General features: G+C 37.5%; 11 protein-coding genes. 5 read left to right on the forward strand and 6 right to left on the reverse strand.

The window, feature by feature from the left end:
* Positions 1 to 21: 21 nt before the first annotated feature.
* Together LUD75_RS02510 and LUD75_RS02515 are read left to right on the forward strand one after the other, a co-directional pair.
* Positions 22 to 369 (forward strand): T9SS type A sorting domain-containing protein, encoded by a 348-nt coding sequence (locus tag LUD75_RS02510; protein ID WP_232704142.1) that lies wholly within the window; start codon positions 22 to 24, stop codon positions 367 to 369.
* Between the two features lie 91 nt (positions 370 to 460).
* Positions 461 to 2,143: an OmpA family protein gene (locus tag LUD75_RS02515; protein ID WP_232704143.1), complete on the forward strand. Its 1,683-nt coding sequence runs from the start codon at positions 461 to 463 to the stop codon at positions 2,141 to 2,143.
* On the opposite strand, the gene LUD75_RS02520 is transcribed toward LUD75_RS02515, so the two are convergent.
* Positions 2,130 to 2,561, reverse strand: a complete 432-nt coding sequence (locus LUD75_RS02520; RefSeq protein WP_232704144.1) for a VanZ family protein — start codon at positions 2,559 to 2,561, stop codon at positions 2,130 to 2,132. The genes LUD75_RS02515 and LUD75_RS02520 overlap by 14 nt on opposite strands.
* Positions 2,562 to 2,612: 51 nt before the next feature.
* Between LUD75_RS02520 and LUD75_RS02525 the strand changes: the two genes are divergently transcribed.
* Complete coding sequence (locus tag LUD75_RS02525; RefSeq protein ID WP_232704145.1) at positions 2,613 to 3,677, forward strand: NAD(P)-dependent alcohol dehydrogenase; 1,065 nt, start codon at positions 2,613 to 2,615, stop codon at positions 3,675 to 3,677.
* A 166-nt stretch (positions 3,678 to 3,843) separates the two neighbouring features.
* Here the strand turns inward: LUD75_RS02525 and LUD75_RS02530 are convergent, their stop codons facing one another.
* Together LUD75_RS02530 and LUD75_RS02535 are read right to left on the reverse strand one after the other, a co-directional pair.
* Positions 3,844 to 5,124: an ectonucleotide pyrophosphatase/phosphodiesterase gene (locus tag LUD75_RS02530; RefSeq protein ID WP_232704146.1), complete on the reverse strand. Its 1,281-nt coding sequence runs from the start codon at positions 5,122 to 5,124 to the stop codon at positions 3,844 to 3,846.
* Between the two features lie 158 nt (positions 5,125 to 5,282).
* Complete coding sequence (locus LUD75_RS02535) at positions 5,283 to 6,485, reverse strand: hypothetical protein (RefSeq protein ID WP_232704147.1); 1,203 nt, start codon at positions 6,483 to 6,485, stop codon at positions 5,283 to 5,285.
* A 319-nt stretch (positions 6,486 to 6,804) separates the two neighbouring features.
* Here LUD75_RS02535 and LUD75_RS02540 point away from each other — a divergent pair, with 319 nt between their 5' ends.
* Entirely contained in the window at positions 6,805 to 7,923 is a 1,119-nt protein-coding gene (locus LUD75_RS02540) for a GTP-binding protein (protein ID WP_232704148.1), read from the forward strand.
* A 48-nt stretch (positions 7,924 to 7,971) separates the two neighbouring features.
* On the forward strand, positions 7,972 to 8,535 hold the full coding sequence (locus LUD75_RS02545; RefSeq protein ID WP_232704149.1) for a hypothetical protein: 564 nt from the start codon (positions 7,972 to 7,974) through the stop codon (positions 8,533 to 8,535).
* A 201-nt stretch (positions 8,536 to 8,736) separates the two neighbouring features.
* On the opposite strand, the gene LUD75_RS02550 is transcribed toward LUD75_RS02545, so the two are convergent.
* The 3 genes from LUD75_RS02550 to rpoB all read right to left on the reverse strand — a co-directional run bounded on the left by LUD75_RS02550 (position 8,737) and on the right by rpoB (position 17,345).
* Positions 8,737 to 9,042, reverse strand: coding sequence for a DUF3467 domain-containing protein (locus LUD75_RS02550; RefSeq protein ID WP_063970465.1), 306 nt, complete (start codon positions 9,040 to 9,042; stop codon positions 8,737 to 8,739).
* A gap of 86 nt (positions 9,043 to 9,128) precedes the next feature.
* Complete coding sequence (gene rpoC / locus LUD75_RS02555; RefSeq protein ID WP_232704150.1) at positions 9,129 to 13,394, reverse strand: DNA-directed RNA polymerase subunit beta'; 4,266 nt, start codon at positions 13,392 to 13,394, stop codon at positions 9,129 to 9,131.
* 123 nt (positions 13,395 to 13,517) lie between these two features.
* Positions 13,518 to 17,345: a DNA-directed RNA polymerase subunit beta gene (rpoB, locus tag LUD75_RS02560; protein ID WP_034976851.1), complete on the reverse strand. Its 3,828-nt coding sequence runs from the start codon at positions 17,343 to 17,345 to the stop codon at positions 13,518 to 13,520.
* Positions 17,346 to 17,475: the final 130 nt, after the last annotated feature.

Consider the following 17,475-nt stretch of genomic DNA (forward strand, 5'->3'; position numbering starts at 1 on the left):
TTCAAATACAGACTAAAGCGAATGAAAAAACTTTTATTCTTTATCATATTTACGGTAGTATCAGTGGGATTTTCGGGAGAAATGAAAGCACAGACTGCACGTACAATTTCTAACCAAAGAACCGATGACGGTGTTTTGGTGGCTTATCCTAATCCAACTAAGGATGTTTTGATGCTGAAATCAAAGGATATTTCTGTTAAGATTAAAACAGTCACGTTCTTCTCAATTTTGGGAGCTCAGGTTGCTGAATATAACATCAACAGTAATAATACAGAATTGAGACTTGACAGATTGCGTCCCGGAAAATATCTAATGAGATACACTTTGGATGATAATACTCAAAAAATTACGCAGATCATCAAACAGTAGATGATTTGATTGATACCATACAATGCCGGCTTTTGTCGGCTTTTTTTATGGGATAATTTCAGTAAATTTGCTTAACCTAGAAAACTTAATTATGAGAAAATCTCTACTCCTTCTTTCATTGATTTTTGTTCAATATTTTAATTCTCAATTTCGAAATTCGCTTTACGATGAAAATCAAATTAATGTTTCTCTGAGAGGCGGATTGGATTTTCCTTCGTATGACAATCAGACTAAATATATTGATTATAAACCCAATCTCAATCTCGGCATTTCGGCAGACTATTATTTTAATTGGATCGGTTTGGGGATAGACGCAGATTATCTTTCCAATAAACCTAAAAATTCTTATCCAACAGAAAATCTCTATTTAGGAGCTGCTAAACTTTCGAATCCTACATTGACAGAAAATAACATCCAGCGTTATTTCTTTGGAATTGGTCCAAACTTCCGATGGGTGATCAATGATGATATGGGAGTGACCTTCAAACTGAAAGGTGGAATTTCGAATATTAAAGGTGGTGAAACGTCGTTGATCTCAGCAAACGGAGCCACCAATTACAATCTCAATTTCCATAATGGCTATGATGTAAAAAGTGTTTTTTCCGGAAAAGGAGAAGTGGAATTTAACTGGTTTTTCTCAGAAAATATAGGGTTGAATGTTGGTGGTTACTATCTTCAGCATTTTAAAACTAATGATATCGTGACAAATGGAAATGCTGCGGGATATATTCCTTTTACGAGCAATGATAATCAGAATTTAATTTCTCCGGCGAATGCTGAAATCCGAACTTCGGTTTTGGATCACGAGATACATTCAGTCGGCGTGTTTGCGGGATTGACTTTTAGGTTTCCAATCAAAGAAGCTAAGCCTGAATATAATCTGAATGTTGTTGCAAAAGACAAGGAAACGGGATTGGTTTTACCCGATACGTTCATTGAACTTTACAAAGACGGAAAGCGCAATTATCTGGCAAGAACCAATGCACAAGGTGTGGCGTTCTTCAAAAATATTAAGCCGGAAAATTACGAAATCAGAGGGAAGCTTAATACCATCGAACTCAATTCAACTAAAACCAATAAATCTGAATTTGTTAAGAATTCTACCATCCGAAAAGAAATCTCCACAGACAGCGACAAGTTTTACGTGAAAGGTCAGGTTAATATCTGTAATTCTAAAAATCCGTTGAGGGACGTGACAGTGGTCATTAGAAATAATGAAACTGAAATAGTTCAGGAAATCAAAACAAACATCGAAGGTAAATTCTATTTCAAAGCAGATAAGAATTCGACTTATAATATTTACGGAAAGAAAGGAAATTACTTTTCACAAACCGAAACTGTAACTTCCAAAAACGTTGACAGAAGCAATACGCTTTTCCTCAATCTGCAAGTCTGTATGGAGGAAACAAGCTGTGGGAAACCTATCAATCTGAAAAACATCCATTATGATCTGGACAAATTTTTCATCCGGAAAGACGCTGAAGCTGAATTGAATAAAATGTTTCAGTTTATGAAAGACAATCCAAATGTAAAAGTAGAATTGGCATCTCACACAGATTCCAGAGCATCTGATGACTACAACAAAACGCTGTCCCAAAACAGAGCAAATGCGGCTGTTGAATATCTGGTTTCAAAAGGAATTGACAAAGCCAGACTTAAACCAATTGGTTACGGCGAATCTCAACTTCTTAACAAATGCAGTAATGATGTTGACTGTACTGAGGAGCAGCATCAAACCAACAGAAGGACTGAGATGAAGGTTATTTGTCATTGATGAAGAAAAAACTTTTATAAGCGATAAATCCGATAATAGCACCAGTAGTATTGAGGATAATATCATCTACATCTGCAAATCCTCTTCTGAAATAATATTGAGAAAACTCGACAATATTAATAACAATAAAAAATGTCAGCAACAGCCATATAAATCTGTTGAGTTTTGGATATAGAATCCCAAGAAAACCATAAGGAATAAATAGTATTATATTTCCAAAGATATTTTTGAAAGCCTCCGTTTTATCCCACAGAATAACTTTTGTTGAATATTCATTTATCGTTTCAAAAGGAACAGTTTTGATTTCAAAAAGTATAGTTGGAGAATATCGGAAAGTTGCAAAAAAAAGCAGATACAACATCCAAACGGTATAAACATTGATAAAGGGAGGATAGAACTTATAAAGTAATTTCGTCATCAAAGAAAGAATAAATAATTAATTTAATTTCTAGTAAAAATATTCAAAATAATGCAGACACACAAAGTAAAAGCCTTCGGAACAGAAGCTCCGGAGAATGACTTAGAATTAATAACCATTGAAAGAAGAGAGATCCAGCCAAAAGATGTAGAAATAGACATCCTTTATTGCGGCGTTTGCCACTCAGATCTTCATACGGCAAGGAATGATTGGGGCGGATCGGTTTATCCTGCCGTTCCTGGTCACGAGATCGTTGGTAGAATCACCGGCGTTGGAGCAGATGTCACAAAATTCAAAGTTGGAGATCTCGCCGCTGTAGGATGTATGGTTGATTCTTGCAGAACTTGCAGCAGTTGTGCTCAGGATCTGGAACAATTCTGCGAAAGCGGTTTCACGGGAACTTACAACAGCAAAGACAAATACATCGAAACTCAAAGAACGTATGGTGGTTATTCAGAATCCGTGGTTGTGGATGAGCATTTCGTTTTGCACGTTCCGGAAAACCTAGATTTGGCATCCGTTGCACCACTTCTTTGCGCAGGAATTACAACCTGGTCACCTTTGAAGCATTGGAATGTAACTGAAAATTCAAAAGTTGCAGTAGTTGGACTTGGCGGGCTTGGACATATGGCGATTAAGCTGGCAAAAGGTCTTGGAGCAGAAGTTTCTTTGTTCTCCAGAAGTGCAGGAAAAACGGATGATGCTAAAAAACTGGGAGCCGATCAGGTCATCATTTCCACAGACGAAGAAGAGATGAAAGCGGCACTCAACAAATTTGATCTGATCATTGATACCGTTCCGTACGAGCACGACATCAATCCTTATATGCAGACACTAGCCGTAAACGGAACTTTGGTTCTTGTAGGATTTATTGGTGAATTTGAAAACGATGCTGTAAGCACAAAACCGATGATTTACAAAAGACGTTCTGTTGCTGGATCTTTAATTGGCGGCATCAAAGAAACTCAGGAAATGCTGGATTTCTGTGGAGAGCACAATATCGTTTCTGACATCGAGATCATCAAAATGCAGGACATCAACGAAGCTTACGAAAGAATGCTGAAAAGCGATGTGAAGTACAGATTCGTAATCGATATGAAAAGTTTGAAGGATTAAAATTATTTCTTTAAGTAGTAATAAAAGGAAGCACAGATTTGTGTTTCCTTTTTTGTTTTATTATTATTCAGATTAGATTTTGATAAATCAGGAATCTTTTGCGATTTGATTTTTATTAAGCAAGCTATAACAATTTTTGACCTTGAAAACTAAATCAAAAAATTAATTATTTTCCTTTCAAGACCGGCTTCAAGATTTTCAATTTCCCGTCGATTTTCTGATCTACTTTTAAATCTAAAATCTCAGCAACAAAAGGATAAACATTCACGTTTTCAAATTCATCAATGACAAGATTACTTTTGAAAGCCGAACCCCAGGCAAAGAATGTGGCTTTCATTTCAGGAACTAATTTGGGATCATATCCGTGTTTTCCGGCAGAAGTTTTTTGCCCTTTTTCAAGAAAAACTTTCGGTGCTTTTGGAATTAATAAAATCTGTCCTATTCTGTGATAATGATCGTCTCTTGTAGCAAAGTGCAGATATTTCGGCAATTTCTTATCGAGATAAACTTCGTAATCATCCGATTTATTCGCTTTCAATTCCTTGAAAACGGATTTCACTTCTTTCGGATTTTTCACATAAACTCTGAGTAAAGTCTGGGAATTATAAAAATCAAAACGATCTTTATTTAGAAGGATTTGCGGAATCTCCAAAGGATTTCCGCCATCCACCTGAATCATTCCGTGATCTGAAACGAAAATAAAGTTGACATTCTTAAGACCCAAATCATTCACTTTCTGAACCAAACTTCCAATCGCATCATCAATCAAATGAACAGCTGTTTCTGTTTCTTTACTTTCCGGACCGAAATGATGTCCAGCGCCGTCAACTTCAGGAAAGTATAGCGATATGAAATGTGGCCGTTGCGCTTCAGGAAGCTTCAGCCAGTTGATGACTTTCTCAATCTTCTCCTCAGGTTTGAATTTTTCGTGATAATGATAATAATAAGTTGGTCGGATTCCTCCCGCATCACTTGCAGAACCTACCCATTGCAAAGAAGCTGAAATCAATCCCTGTTTTTCAGCCAATGCCCAAAGCGGAGTTCCGCCATACCAGCTGCCGTCTTCTGCATTTTCCTTATTACTCATTGCATACTTTTTCTTCGTTTGATAATCATAGAAAAAATTATCTATCAAACCGTGATGCGAAGGATACAATCCTGTAATCAGACTCCAATGGTTCGGGAATGTAATGCTTGGATAACTCGGAATCATCGCCTTGGCCTGAACACCGGAATTTGAATATTTCAGAAGATTCTCAGCGTTGTATTTCTTGGCATAATCGAATCTGAAACCGTCTGTAGAAATCATAATGACGTAAGGTTTTTTCATCGCTTCTGCATTATTAAAACGATTCGGAATAATAACTTGTGCTGTATCCGAAATTACCTGTTGGGCGTTAATGGTAATTGAAAAAATGAAAAAGAGGACGGCAAAGGATTTCTTCATTACAAAAAATATTTAGGCAAAGGTAAACTCTGGATCTTTTAACTGAAAGAATGAAGCATTAATAAAATATTAATCCTAAAAATCTTATTTGAAGAATAGTTTGTTGGATTACTTATCGCAAAGTTTATTTCAAGAAAAAAAGTAATTTAAGAATAACATTAAGCTTGTGCTTTGTTACTCCCTACTGCTAACAGCTCCAATTCTTTTGAAAACTCAATTAAATAATTCTGATAATAGCTGAAATAAGTTTCATCAACCAAGATCTTAAATTTGGAAATACATTCTATTTTTTGGTCTAGCGGAGCTGAATGAAAATAAACTGTATAGTACAGCAATGAGTAATATTTTTCCCAACCAGTTCCCAAATTCTCTAAACTAATTTGGTTCAAAAAGCGCTCTGTATTTTTCCTGTCTCCCATTTTTTGATAAGCTACGGCGCAGAGAATTTTCCAAACCTCATCGTGCGTTTCTTTTCTTTTTGCAGGAATGTAATCTTCATCGTTATTTAATTGAAAGGTATTATTATCAATCAAAAATTTCATCTCTTTAGTCCGATTGGTAAAGATAAGGGATTCGAGAACTGTAGATTCAAAACTGCAAACCGATTTTTCTGACGCATTTCGATAAAGAAGTCTTGCTTTTTTCATTTCGGTAAAATATTTTTTAAAAAGAGCTTCGTTGCCTGTAGAATCGGCGTAAAGAAGCTGCACGCCGTATTTCAAACCGGCAGGAATCACGTGGACTTCAGCCGAAAGTTCTGTTTCTCTCACTTTTTTATAATACAAATCCATCATCTCACTATTCTGTAGAAGAAAACTACTTTGAAAAAGAAAACCGTAGGCAAATATTTTAGCTTCGTTGCTCGTGTTGTATTTTAGATAAGCCGAGAAATACTGGGCATAAACCGAACCTAATAAATCACGAAGCGGGTGATTTTCCATAAAATATTTTCTGGCCATCGGAAAAGACATTAACCGGTGATGTGTGCGTACCAAAAGCTCTGGTGACTTGATAATCTGCTTGCACAATTGCTCACTTCTGTCCCAAAAATTATAATTTGTATGTTCTGAATTTCCGAAAAACAGTTCGAGTTCCTGATTGTTGCAAGCATTTCTAAACTCGTTAAAATTGCTATATCCACAAAATTTGCTAAGCAAATCCAAAGTAAAATGGCTGGATTCCGTGGTGGTTTTGATTAAGCCAAAAAACCGACGAAGTGTTTGAGAACTGATGTTTGTTTTGCAATCTCGGAGGATGACGCTTACCAAATTATCACAATCTGTGGCTGTTTTTATGTCCTTACCGAATTGCTTTTCGATATTTTTCCGTAATTGATTCGCAACACTTATTTCTTGGTTCATAGTTTTAAAAATGGAATCCAAATATAGATATAAACACATCAGAATTGTACAGAATTGTACAGAAAATCGACAGCAAATTAACATAAATTGTGACTCGAAAAACAAATGATGAAAAAAATTTATCTCAATTACTGAAGGACTCAGTTTGTCTGATTGAGATCTTAAGTTTGTTGAAATATTTTGCAAGCGTTTACGGAAAACCGTAAAAATATTGCAAAGCTTTGGTTTAGCTTAGCAAAAAATTGTGTTTTGCTCTTTGCTTGGACGTTTATTTGTCTGAGGTTGGAAGTGGATTTGTGGAAAAAATTAAAAATAAAATATGTCAACAGAAAAAATTACTATCAATGTTAGTGAACATCTACAACAATTAGCACAAGAACTTGCTGATTATAAGAACGCTAGAATTAAATGTGGAATAATCGGAAGAAGTGGTACTGGAAAATCTTCATTAATAAATGCTATTGCAGGTCAAGAAATTGCACAAGTAGATGAGATTGAATCTACAAAATCTATTAGTGAAGCGTATGAACAAAATGGTCTTTTAATTTATGATTTACCAGGAGCATCTACAGAACGTTTCCCAAAAGAAACATATTTAAGAACTATGAAAGTCGACGAGTTAGATTGCGTCATCTTTGTCACGTCCGATCGTTTTTACGAAGACGATAAATTTCTTATAACTGAAATTAATAAAATACCTGTTCCAATTTTTTTAGTAAGATCTAAAATGGATATTTCTATTTCCCAAGCAAAAAAACGAGGAGTTGAAGAATCTGAAACTTTGACCAAAATTTACAATAATATAAGAGAAAGTGTAATCGATTGTAAATATAAAGGTATCTATTTAACTTCATCTGAATATCCTACAGAATATGATTTGGGCAGATTGCTTTCAGATATATCAAAAAACTTATCTGATATTAAAAAAGAAAAATTTTTATCTGCAGTTTCTGTTTCTTCACAAGAAATATTAAATGAAAAGGAAAAAATTGCAGAATGGCTAGTGATAAGATACTCTGCTTTAGCTGCGGCAAATGGACTAAATCCTATTCCAGGTTTGGATATATCGGTTGACATAGGACTTTTACTAAAAATGACAAGCGACATTGCTGCCATTTTTGGATTAACAAGAGAAAATCTGAAAAGATTGGAAGACATTACAGGATCTGCCAAAATGAAATTACTTACTGGAAAAGTCGGACAATTTTTAGTAAAATTTGGCTCTAAAGAAGGTATCATTATTCTTTTAAAAAAATATGTCGCTGCTGAAACTACCAAATCTATTGGAAAATGGTTACCATTTGTAGGTCAAGCTCTGTCGGCAACAATAGGATATTTACTAACATCAAATATGGGAAAAGAAATTTTGAACGAATCAAAATTATTAGCTGAAGAACTTTTTGAAAATTTAAAAAATGACGCAAATGATGCACTGTAGTTTTTAAATTTTAGTTATATAATTTCTAAAATTATTTATTTTAAAAACATGCAAAACCTAATCTATAATCCTTGGATTGGCAAAAACTATGGCAATTCTGAGCTTGGGAAATTATTAATAATTGGAGATTCTCATTATTTCAATAATGGTTTACCTAATAATCTGAACGATTTTACAAAAGCTCAAATTGCTGAACTGGATATAATTGCTGGTAAATTTCACAAAACTATTCTTGAAGTTTTTGGGTATCAAAAACACGCAGATTTTTGGAAGAATATTGCCTTTGCAAATTCTATTCAAAGTGCTTTTACTTCCTCAAACCAAGTTCCGACAAACGCAGAAAAAGATATTGCTGAAAAAGCTTTCAGAGAATATCTTGAGATTACAGAGCCAGAAAAAGTGATTGTTTTTTCTAGCCGTATTTGGGAACATTGTTTTAATAAAGCAGTATGGGGAAAGCATCTTGACAAGATAGATGAACGCTGGAACATTCGAGAATTAGACTATGATGGCGGAACTTGCAAAGCAATTGGGCTTCATCATCCGTCAACTCCAGGTTTTAATAAGTCAAAATTTCAAAAGGTTATTTTCGAATTTCTTAAGGATTATTAGTTTTTACATTATTGCGATAAAGTTGTCGCTCCTACGGAGCTCTTTTTCCCTATGTTCTAGGCATCCAACAAATATTTTACTCCTACAGAGCAATGTGACGATCTATTCCAATTAAATTTCCTTTTCATTAAATTTAAAACAAAAAAAATCCCGTCCCGATTTTACATCGGGACGGGATTAATATTTATGTTAAGAAAAATCTTAAGCTTGTACGTTGTTACCTCCAACTACGAAAGGCTCCAATTCTTTGATTTCTCCGAATTGCTGCTCATAGTTAGTGATGTTTTGCTGAAGTGCAGCCAATACTCTCTTTGCGTGAAGTGGCGCAAGAATTACTCTAGAACGCACGTTCGCCTGCTGTACACCTGGCATCAACTGGATGAAATCCAATACGAATTCTGATGGAGAATGGTTTACTAAAGCTAGGTTTACATATACTCCAGCTGCGATCACCTCGTTTAGTTGGATATTGATGTTGTTTGGATCTTGATTTTGATTGTTGTCCATTTTGGTTTTGTTATTTTTTTATTTAAAATTTGAGGTTGTGAAAATATAAAAAATAATTCCAAACCTCAAATTTCAATTGATTAATTTTAGTTGATGTCCTCGAATTCTTTTCTAGAACCTACGATCACGTTTTGGTAATCCTTAAGACCTGTACCTGCAGGGATTCTGTGTCCTACAATTACATTTTCTTTAAGACCTGTCAGGAAGTCGATTTTACCGGACACTGCTGCTTCGTTTAGAACCTTAGTCGTTTCCTGGAACGATGCTGCAGACATAAATGATTTGGTTTGAAGTGCCGCTCTAGTAATACCTTGTAGTACAGAAGTTGCAGTTGCAGGAAGTGCTTCTCTAACTTCTACCAATGCCTGATCTTCACGTCTTAGTTTCGAGTTCTCATCTCTAAGTTCTCTGGCTGTGATCATCTGTCCTGGTTTGAATTCTTTAGAATCTCCCGCTTCCATTACTACTTTCAGACCAAATACTCTGTTGTTCTCTTGCAAGAAGTCGTATTTGTGTTCCAAAGCACCTTCCAGGAACTGTGTATCTCCTCCATCCACAATCGATACTTTTGTCATCATCTGACGAACAATGATCTCGAAGTGTTTGTCATCGATCTTCACCCCTTGAAGACGGTAAACCTCCTGAATTTCATTAACCAAATATTCCTGAACCGCAGTTGGACCTTTGATTTTCAAGATATCGTCTGGTGTTACAGAACCGTCGGAAAGTGCGCCTCCTGCGTACACGAAGTCATTTTCCTGAACTAGGATCTGGTTGGATAATTTAACCAAATATTTCTTGATCTCTCCAGTTTTGGCTTCCACGATAAGCTCACGGTTACCTCTTTTGATTTTACCGTAAGATACTACACCGTCAATCTCTGTAACAACCGCCGGGTTGGAAGGATTTCTGGCTTCGAATAACTCGGTAACTCTCGGAAGACCTCCAGTGATATCCCCTGCTTTCGCAGATTTTCTTGGGATCTTGATTAAGACCTTACCAGCCTTAATTTTCTCACCATCGTTTACCATAATGTGGGCGCCAACCGGTAAGTTGTAACCTTTTTGCTCTACACCTTTGGAGTCAACAACTTTAAGGGTAGGAACGGCTTTTTTATTTCTGGATTCAGAGATTACTTTCTCTTCGAAACCAGTCTGCTCATCGATCTCCAATACGAAAGAGACACCTTGGATAATATCCTCGTACTCTACTTTACCAGAATTCTCTGCAATGATTACCGCGTTATAAGCATCCCACTTCGCGATCATATCACCTTTTTTCACTTTGTCGCCTGGCTGTACAAACAACTCGGATCCATAAGGAACGTTAGCGATCATAATCGGTGTTCTAGCTTCGTTATCTGCTACCAAACGGAATTCTGTTGAACGGGAAACAACGATATCTGCTGACTCTCCATTTTCACCTTCCGATTTAATAGTTCTAACCTCATCCATCTCAACGATACCATCACGTTTTGCAACGATACTTGGATTTTCTGAGATGTTATTTGAAACCCCACCTTGGTGGAAAGTTCTCAATGTTAACTGAGTTCCCGGCTCACCAATAGACTGTGCAGCGATTACACCTACAGCTTCTCCCATATGGATGCCTTTACCTGTTGCAAGGTTTCGACCGTAACATTTCGCACAGATACCTTTTTTAGCCTCACAAGTTAGTGGAGAACGAACCTCTACAGCTTCGATTCCAGCTTCCTCGATCTGCTTAGCCACTGCCTCTACGATCAACTCGTCCGCTTGTGCCAAGATCTCATCCGTTTCCGGGTGATAGATATTGTGAAGCGAAACTCTACCAAGAATTCTCTCAGCGATTTTTTCTACGATATCATCGTTTTTCTTAAGTGCAGTGATCTCTGTACCTCTAAGTGTTCCACAGTCTTGTTCTGTAATGATAACATCCTGTGCAACATCCACCAATCTTCTGGTCAAGTAACCAGCATCGGCAGTTTTAAGAGCGGTATCCGCAAGACCTTTACGAGCACCGTGGGTAGAGATAAAGTATTCCAAAATTGACAAACCTTCTTTGAAGTTTGCAAGAATCGGGTTTTCAATAATCTCAGCACCAACAGAACCTGCTTTTTGTGGTTTTGCCATCAACCCCCTCATACCGGATAACTGACGGATCTGTTCCTTAGAACCCCTCGCACCAGAATCAAGCATCATATATACAGAGTTGAAGCCACCTTGATCTACCTTCATTCTGCTCATAATCATTTCAGTAAGGCTGGCGTTGGTATTAGTCCAAACGTCAATTACCTGATTATAACGCTCTGTATCTGTGATAAGACCCATATTATAGTTAGCCTTGATCTCATCTACAGTTTCGATAGAAGTCGCGATCATTTTCTTTTTCTCAACCGGGATCACAATATCTCCAAGACTAAATGAAAGTCCACCTTTGAATGCGTTTGCATATCCAAGATCTTTCATATCATCCAAGAACTTCACCGTAGTTGGGAAATCTGTGTCTGCCAATACCTGACCAATGACGTTTCTAAGAGATTTCTTAGTCAATAACTCATCGATATAACCAGAAGCTTTCGGTACGATTTGGTTGAATAAAATTCTACCAACTGTCGTAGGGAATAACTTAGTTGTAATGACACCATTCTCTTTGATAGGAAGACGACATCTTACTTTTGCATTAAGAGAAACTTGTCCCTCAGCATAAGCGATCTCTACTTCTTCCGGAGAATAGAAAGCAAGACCTTCGCCTTTTACTTTCATATCATCTGTAGAATCCAGTTGTTTGGTCATAAAATATAGACCCAAAACCATATCCTGAGATGGTACCGTGATAGGAGAACCATTTGCAGGGTTAAGGATATTCTGAGAACCCAACATCAATAGTTGTGCTTCCAAAATAGCTTCTGGACCTAGAGGTAAATGCACCGCCATCTGATCCCCATCGAAATCGGCGTTGAAAGCCGTCGTTACCAATGGGTGAAGTTGGATCGCTTTACCTTCGATCATCTTCGGCTGGAACGCCTGGATACCAAGTCTGTGCAAAGTAGGTGCTCTGTTCAATAGTACAGGGTGACCTTTCATTACACCTTCCAAGATATCATAAACTACAGGCTCTTTTCTGTCGATGATTCTTTTAGCTGATTTTACAGTTTTTACAATTCCTCTCTCGATCAGTTTTCTGATGATGAATGGTTTGTAAAGTTCTGCTGCCATATCTTTCGGGATACCACACTCGTGAAGCTGAAGACTAGGTCCTACAACAATTACCGAACGAGCGGAGTAATCTACCCTTTTTCCTAACAAGTTTTGACGGAAACGACCTTGCTTACCTTTCAATGAGTCAGAAAGGGATTTCAATGGTCTGTTTGATTCAGATTTTACAGCAGAAGATTTTCTTGTATTATCGAATAATGAATCTACAGATTCCTGAAGCATACGCTTCTCATTTCTCAAGATCACTTCCGGAGCTTTGATCTCCAATAGTCTTTTCAGACGGTTGTTTCTGATGATCACCCTTCTGTAAAGGTCATTCAAATCAGAAGTTGCGAAACGTCCTCCATCCAATGGAACCAATGGTCTCAATTCTGGTGGTATTACAGGAAGTACACGCATAATCATCCACTCAGGCTTGTTGATCATTCTTGTATTGGCACCTCTCAGTGCTTCTACAACATTTAATCTTTTAAGAGCCTCAGTTCTTCTTTGTTTAGAAGATTCGTTGTGCGCTTTGTGTCTTAGATCGAATGATAAAGAATCAAGGTCGATTCTCTTCAACAATTCTTCAACCGCTTCTGCTCCCATTTTCGCAAGGAATTTGTTCGGATCAGAATCATCAAGATATTGATTTTCTACAGGAAGCGTTTCCAGAACGTCCAGATATTCTTCTTCTGTAAGGAATTCTTTGTCATCAAAGTCAGAACCGTCTGCTTTCTTAGCAATACCTTGCTGGATCACAACGTATCTTTCGTAATAGATGATCATATCCAATTTCTTGGAAGGAATACCTAATAGATAACCGATTTTGTTTGGCAAAGAACGGAAGTACCAGATGTGCGCTACAGGAACAACCAGACCGATGTGTCCGATTCTTTCTCTACGTACTTTTTTCTCTGTTACTTCTACCCCACATCTATCACAAACGATCCCTTTGTAACGGATACGTTTGTATTTTCCACAAGCACACTCGTAATCCTTTACAGGACCAAAGATCTTCTCGCAGAACAATCCATCTCTTTCCGGCTTGTGTGTACGATAGTTAATCGTTTCTGGTTTTAAAACCTCTCCTCTCGATTCCTGAAGAATGGATTCTGGTGAAGCTAAACCAATAGTGATTTTAGTAAATCTACTTGTTTTATTTTTATTTGACATTTGTTTTATGTATTTGATTAAAAGATTGAAACATTAAATGATTAAAAAATTACTTTTAGAAATCATTCTTTTCAACCATTGGTTAATAATTTAATTTTAAATTTTTTGATAATTTAATTTAAATTATTCTTCCAATCTTACATCAAGTCCAAGACCCTGTAACTCGTGAAGTAATACGTTGAAAGATTCCGGAATACCTGGTTCAGGCATTGCTTCTCCTTTCGCGATCGCTTCATAAGTTTTTGCTCTACCAATCACGTCATCTGACTTCACAGTCAAGATCTCTCTCAAGATATTGGATGCTCCAAAAGCTTCCAGAGCCCAAACCTCCATCTCTCCAAATCTCTGACCTCCAAATTGCGCTTTACCTCCTAATGGCTGTTGCGTAATCAATGAGTATGGTCCGATAGAACGTGCGTGCATTTTGTCATCTACCATGTGTCCTAGTTTCAACATATAGATCACACCTACGGTTGCAGGCTGAGTAAATCTCTCCCCAGTTCCACCATCGTACAAGTGTGTACTTCCGAATTTCGGAACGCCAGCTTGTTCTGTGTATTCAGTGATTTGTTCCAAAGTTGCACCATCAAAGATTGGTGTTGCGAACTTAAGTCCTAGTTTGGTACCAGCCCATCCAAGAACAGTTTCGTAGATCTGACCAATGTTCATACGAGAAGGTACCCCAAGTGGATTCAATACGATATCTACTGGTGTTCCATCCTCAAGGAATGGCATATCCTCTTCACGAACGATTCTTGAAACGATACCTTTGTTACCGTGACGACCAGCCATCTTATCTCCAACATTCAATTTACGTTTCTTAGCGATGTAAACTTTAGCTAGTTTGATAATCCCTGCAGGCAACTCATCTCCGATAGACAATGCAAATTTCTCACGGTTTTTAACACCTGCAAGATCGTTGTATTTGATCTTGTAGTTGTGAACCAATTGTTTGATCAATTCATTCTTGTCAGAATCAACGGTCCAGTCTGCACCACTGATATTGTTATAATCTTCAACATTTTGAAGTAATCTCAATGTGAATTTAGTTCCTTTGCTGATCACTTCTTCTTCAAGATCGTTTTGTACACCTTGAGAAGTTTTCCCAGAAACCAATGTATTCAATTTGTCGATCAAAGTATTTCTAAGACCGTCGAACTTAGCTTTGTAAGTATTTTCGATCTCTTCCAATTTGATCTTCTCTTCGCTTCTTTTCTTTTTGTCCTTGATATTTCTAGAGAACAATTTTTTGTTGATCACAACTCCTCTCAATGAAGAATCTGCTTTCAATGAAGCATCTTTCACATCACCAGCTTTGTCTCCGAAGATCGCTCTAAGAAGTTTTTCTTCCGGTGTTGGATCAGATTCACCTTTTGGAGTGATCTTCCCGATAAGGATATCACCAGGCTTCACTTCTGCTCCGATTCTGATCATACCGTTCTCATCAAGATCTTTGGTAGCTTCTTCAGAAACGTTAGGAATATCTGCTGTCAGTTCTTCCATCCCTAATTTAGTATCTCTAACTTCAAGAGAATATTCGTCTACGTGGATCGATGTAAACCAGTCCTCACGAACTACTTTTTCATTGATTACGATCGCATCCTCAAAGTTGTAACCTTTCCAAGGCATGAAGGCTACCACTAGGTTTCTACCCAATGCCAACTCTCCGTTTTCAGTTGCGTAACCGTCGCAAAGCACTTGTCCTTTTTCTACTACATCACCTACTCTTACGTTTGGTCTTAGTGTAATAGTCGTACTCTGGTTGGTTTTTCTGAACTTGGTCAGTTTATAAGTTTTAGTCGCAGAGTCGAAGTTAACTAAATCGTCTTCCTCGCTTCTTTCGTATTTGATCGTGATCTTCTCAGCATCCACATATTCTACAACTCCAGTTCCTTCTGCATTGATCAAAACTCTAGAGTCTCTAGCTACTTGTTTTTCCAAACCTGTACCTACAACTGGTGCTTGAGGATTCAACAATGGAACGGCCTGACGCATCATATTCGATCCCATCAATGCTCTGTTCGCATCATCGTGCTCCAAGAAAGGAATCAATGAAGCAGAAATACCAGAGATCTGGTTTGGTGCAACATCAATTAGATCCACTTGTTGAGGCTCAACTACCGGATAATCTCCATCCAGACGAGCAATGATTCTGTCTGTTTGGAAAACACCATTATCATCCAACTCAACGTTTGCCTGAGCAATTACTTTGTATTCCTCATCCTCCGCATTAAGATAAGTTGGAGCGGCTTGTAGATCTACTTTACCATCTTCAACTTTTCTGTAAGGCGTTTCGATGAAACCAAGCGTGTTGATCTTCGCATACATTCCTAGAGAAGAGATCAAACCAATGTTTGGTCCCTCTGGCGTTTCGATCGGACAGATACGGCCATAGTGTGTATGGTGAACGTCACGTACCTCGAAACCTGCTCTTTCTCTTGATAAACCACCAGGTCCTAGGGCAGAAAGTCTACGCTTGTGCGTGATCTCTGATAGAGGATTGGTCTGGTCCATAAACTGAGAAAGCTGGTTGGTACCAAAGAATGAATTAATAACAGACGTCAAAGTCTTAGCATTTACCAAGTCAACCGGTGTAAAGATCTCGTTATCTCTAACGTTCATTCTTTCTTTGATCGTTCTGGCAATTCTAGAAAGACCTACGCCGAATTGTCCAGACAATTGCTCTCCAACAGTCTTTATTCTTCTGTTTGACAAGTGATCGATATCATCTACCTCAGCTTTTGAGTTAACTAGCTCGATCAAGTGTTTTACGATAGAGATGATGTCTTCTCTCGTCAATACTTGATTTTCCTGAGAGATGTTAAGACCCAATTTTTTATTAAGTCTGTAACGACCTACTTCACCTAATGAATATCTCTGCTCGGAGAAGAATAATTTTTCGATAATTCCTCTTGCAGTTTCCTCATCTGGCGCATCAGCATTTCTCAACTGACGGTAGATATATTCAACCGCTTCTTTTTCGGAGTTGGTTGGATCTTTTTGTAGAGTATTCTGGATGATAGAGAACTCGCTGCTATTTTCTTTGTGGATCAAGATCGACTTAACGCCAGAATCCAAAATAACATCAAGGTGTTCTTTTTCAAGAATCGTCTCTCTGTCTAGGATGATCTCGTTTCTTTCGATAGAAACCACCTCACCTGTATCCTCGTCTACGAAATCTTCGAACCAAGTGTTCAAAACTCTCGCAGCTAATGTTCTTCCTTCTACTTTTTTAAGCGCTGCTTTGGAAACTTTCACTTCCTCGGCAAGGTCGAATATCTGAAGAATCTCTTTATCAGACTCGAAACCGATTGCTCTTAACAATGTAGTTAAAGGTAATTTTTTCTTACGGTCGATATACGCATACATTACGTTATTGATATCCGTAGTAAACTCCATCCAAGATCCTTTGAAAGGGATAATTCTTGAATAGTAAAGTTTTGTACCATTTGCGTGGTAAGTCTGTCCGAAAAATACACCCGGAGACCTGTGTAACTGAGTTACGATAACACGTTCTGCACCATTGATGATGAATGAACCAGATGGTGTCATATAAGGAACCGGACCTAAGTACACATCTTGTACAACAGTCTGGAAATCTTCGTGTTCCGGATCTGTACAGTATAGTTTAAGTCTAGCTTTTAGAGGCACGTTGTACGTCAAACCTCTCTCAACGCACTCATCTATAGAGTAACGAGGAGAATCTACCAGATAATCCAGGAATTCCAAAACGAATTGGTTTCTAGAATCTGTAATTGGGAAATTTTCCTGGAACGTTTTGTAAAGTGATTCGTTCAAACGTTGCTCAGGAAGCGTGTCTAACTGGAAAAACTCCTTGAAAGACTGGATTTGGATGTCCAAAAAGTCAGGGGTGTCGATTCTACCTTTCGCAGTGGAAAAGTTGATTCTTTCCGTTCCTTTCACTTTTTGTGTGGCCTGTGTTTTACTCATAAAATTATAAGAAAAAATGGGTTAAAAAATATTTTGATTCACAAAAAATATCAGAATAGATATGGAAGAATATAGAGCAAAGAATAAAGACTATATGATTTTTGGCGCTATCAGAATTAGTCTCAGGTCT

Source organism: Epilithonimonas sp. JDS (assembly GCF_021261315.1).
Lineage (GTDB): Bacteria > Bacteroidota > Bacteroidia > Flavobacteriales > Weeksellaceae > Epilithonimonas.

Bases quoted from the DNA above. Each gene is read 5' to 3' on its own strand.
- LUD75_RS02510 (WP_232704142.1), top strand. From the start codon at position 22: ATGAAAAAACTTTTATTCTTTATCATATTTACGGTAGTATCAGTGGGA.
- LUD75_RS02515 (WP_232704143.1), top strand. From the start codon at position 461: ATGAGAAAATCTCTACTCCTTCTTTCATTGATTTTTGTTCAATATTTT.
- LUD75_RS02520 (WP_232704144.1), bottom strand. From the start codon at position 2,561: ATGACGAAATTACTTTATAAGTTCTATCCTCCCTTTATCAATGTTTAT.
- LUD75_RS02525 (WP_232704145.1), top strand. From the start codon at position 2,613: ATGCAGACACACAAAGTAAAAGCCTTCGGAACAGAAGCTCCGGAGAAT.
- LUD75_RS02530 (WP_232704146.1), bottom strand. From the start codon at position 5,124: ATGAAGAAATCCTTTGCCGTCCTCTTTTTCATTTTTTCAATTACCATT.
- LUD75_RS02535 (WP_232704147.1), bottom strand. From the start codon at position 6,485: ATGAACCAAGAAATAAGTGTTGCGAATCAATTACGGAAAAATATCGAA.
- LUD75_RS02540 (WP_232704148.1), top strand. From the start codon at position 6,805: ATGTCAACAGAAAAAATTACTATCAATGTTAGTGAACATCTACAACAA.
- LUD75_RS02545 (WP_232704149.1), top strand. From the start codon at position 7,972: ATGCAAAACCTAATCTATAATCCTTGGATTGGCAAAAACTATGGCAAT.
- LUD75_RS02550 (WP_063970465.1), bottom strand. From the start codon at position 9,042: ATGGACAACAATCAAAATCAAGATCCAAACAACATCAATATCCAACTA.
- rpoC (WP_232704150.1), bottom strand. From the start codon at position 13,394: ATGTCAAATAAAAATAAAACAAGTAGATTTACTAAAATCACTATTGGT.
- rpoB (WP_034976851.1), bottom strand. From the start codon at position 17,345: ATGAGTAAAACACAGGCCACACAAAAAGTGAAAGGAACGGAAAGAATC.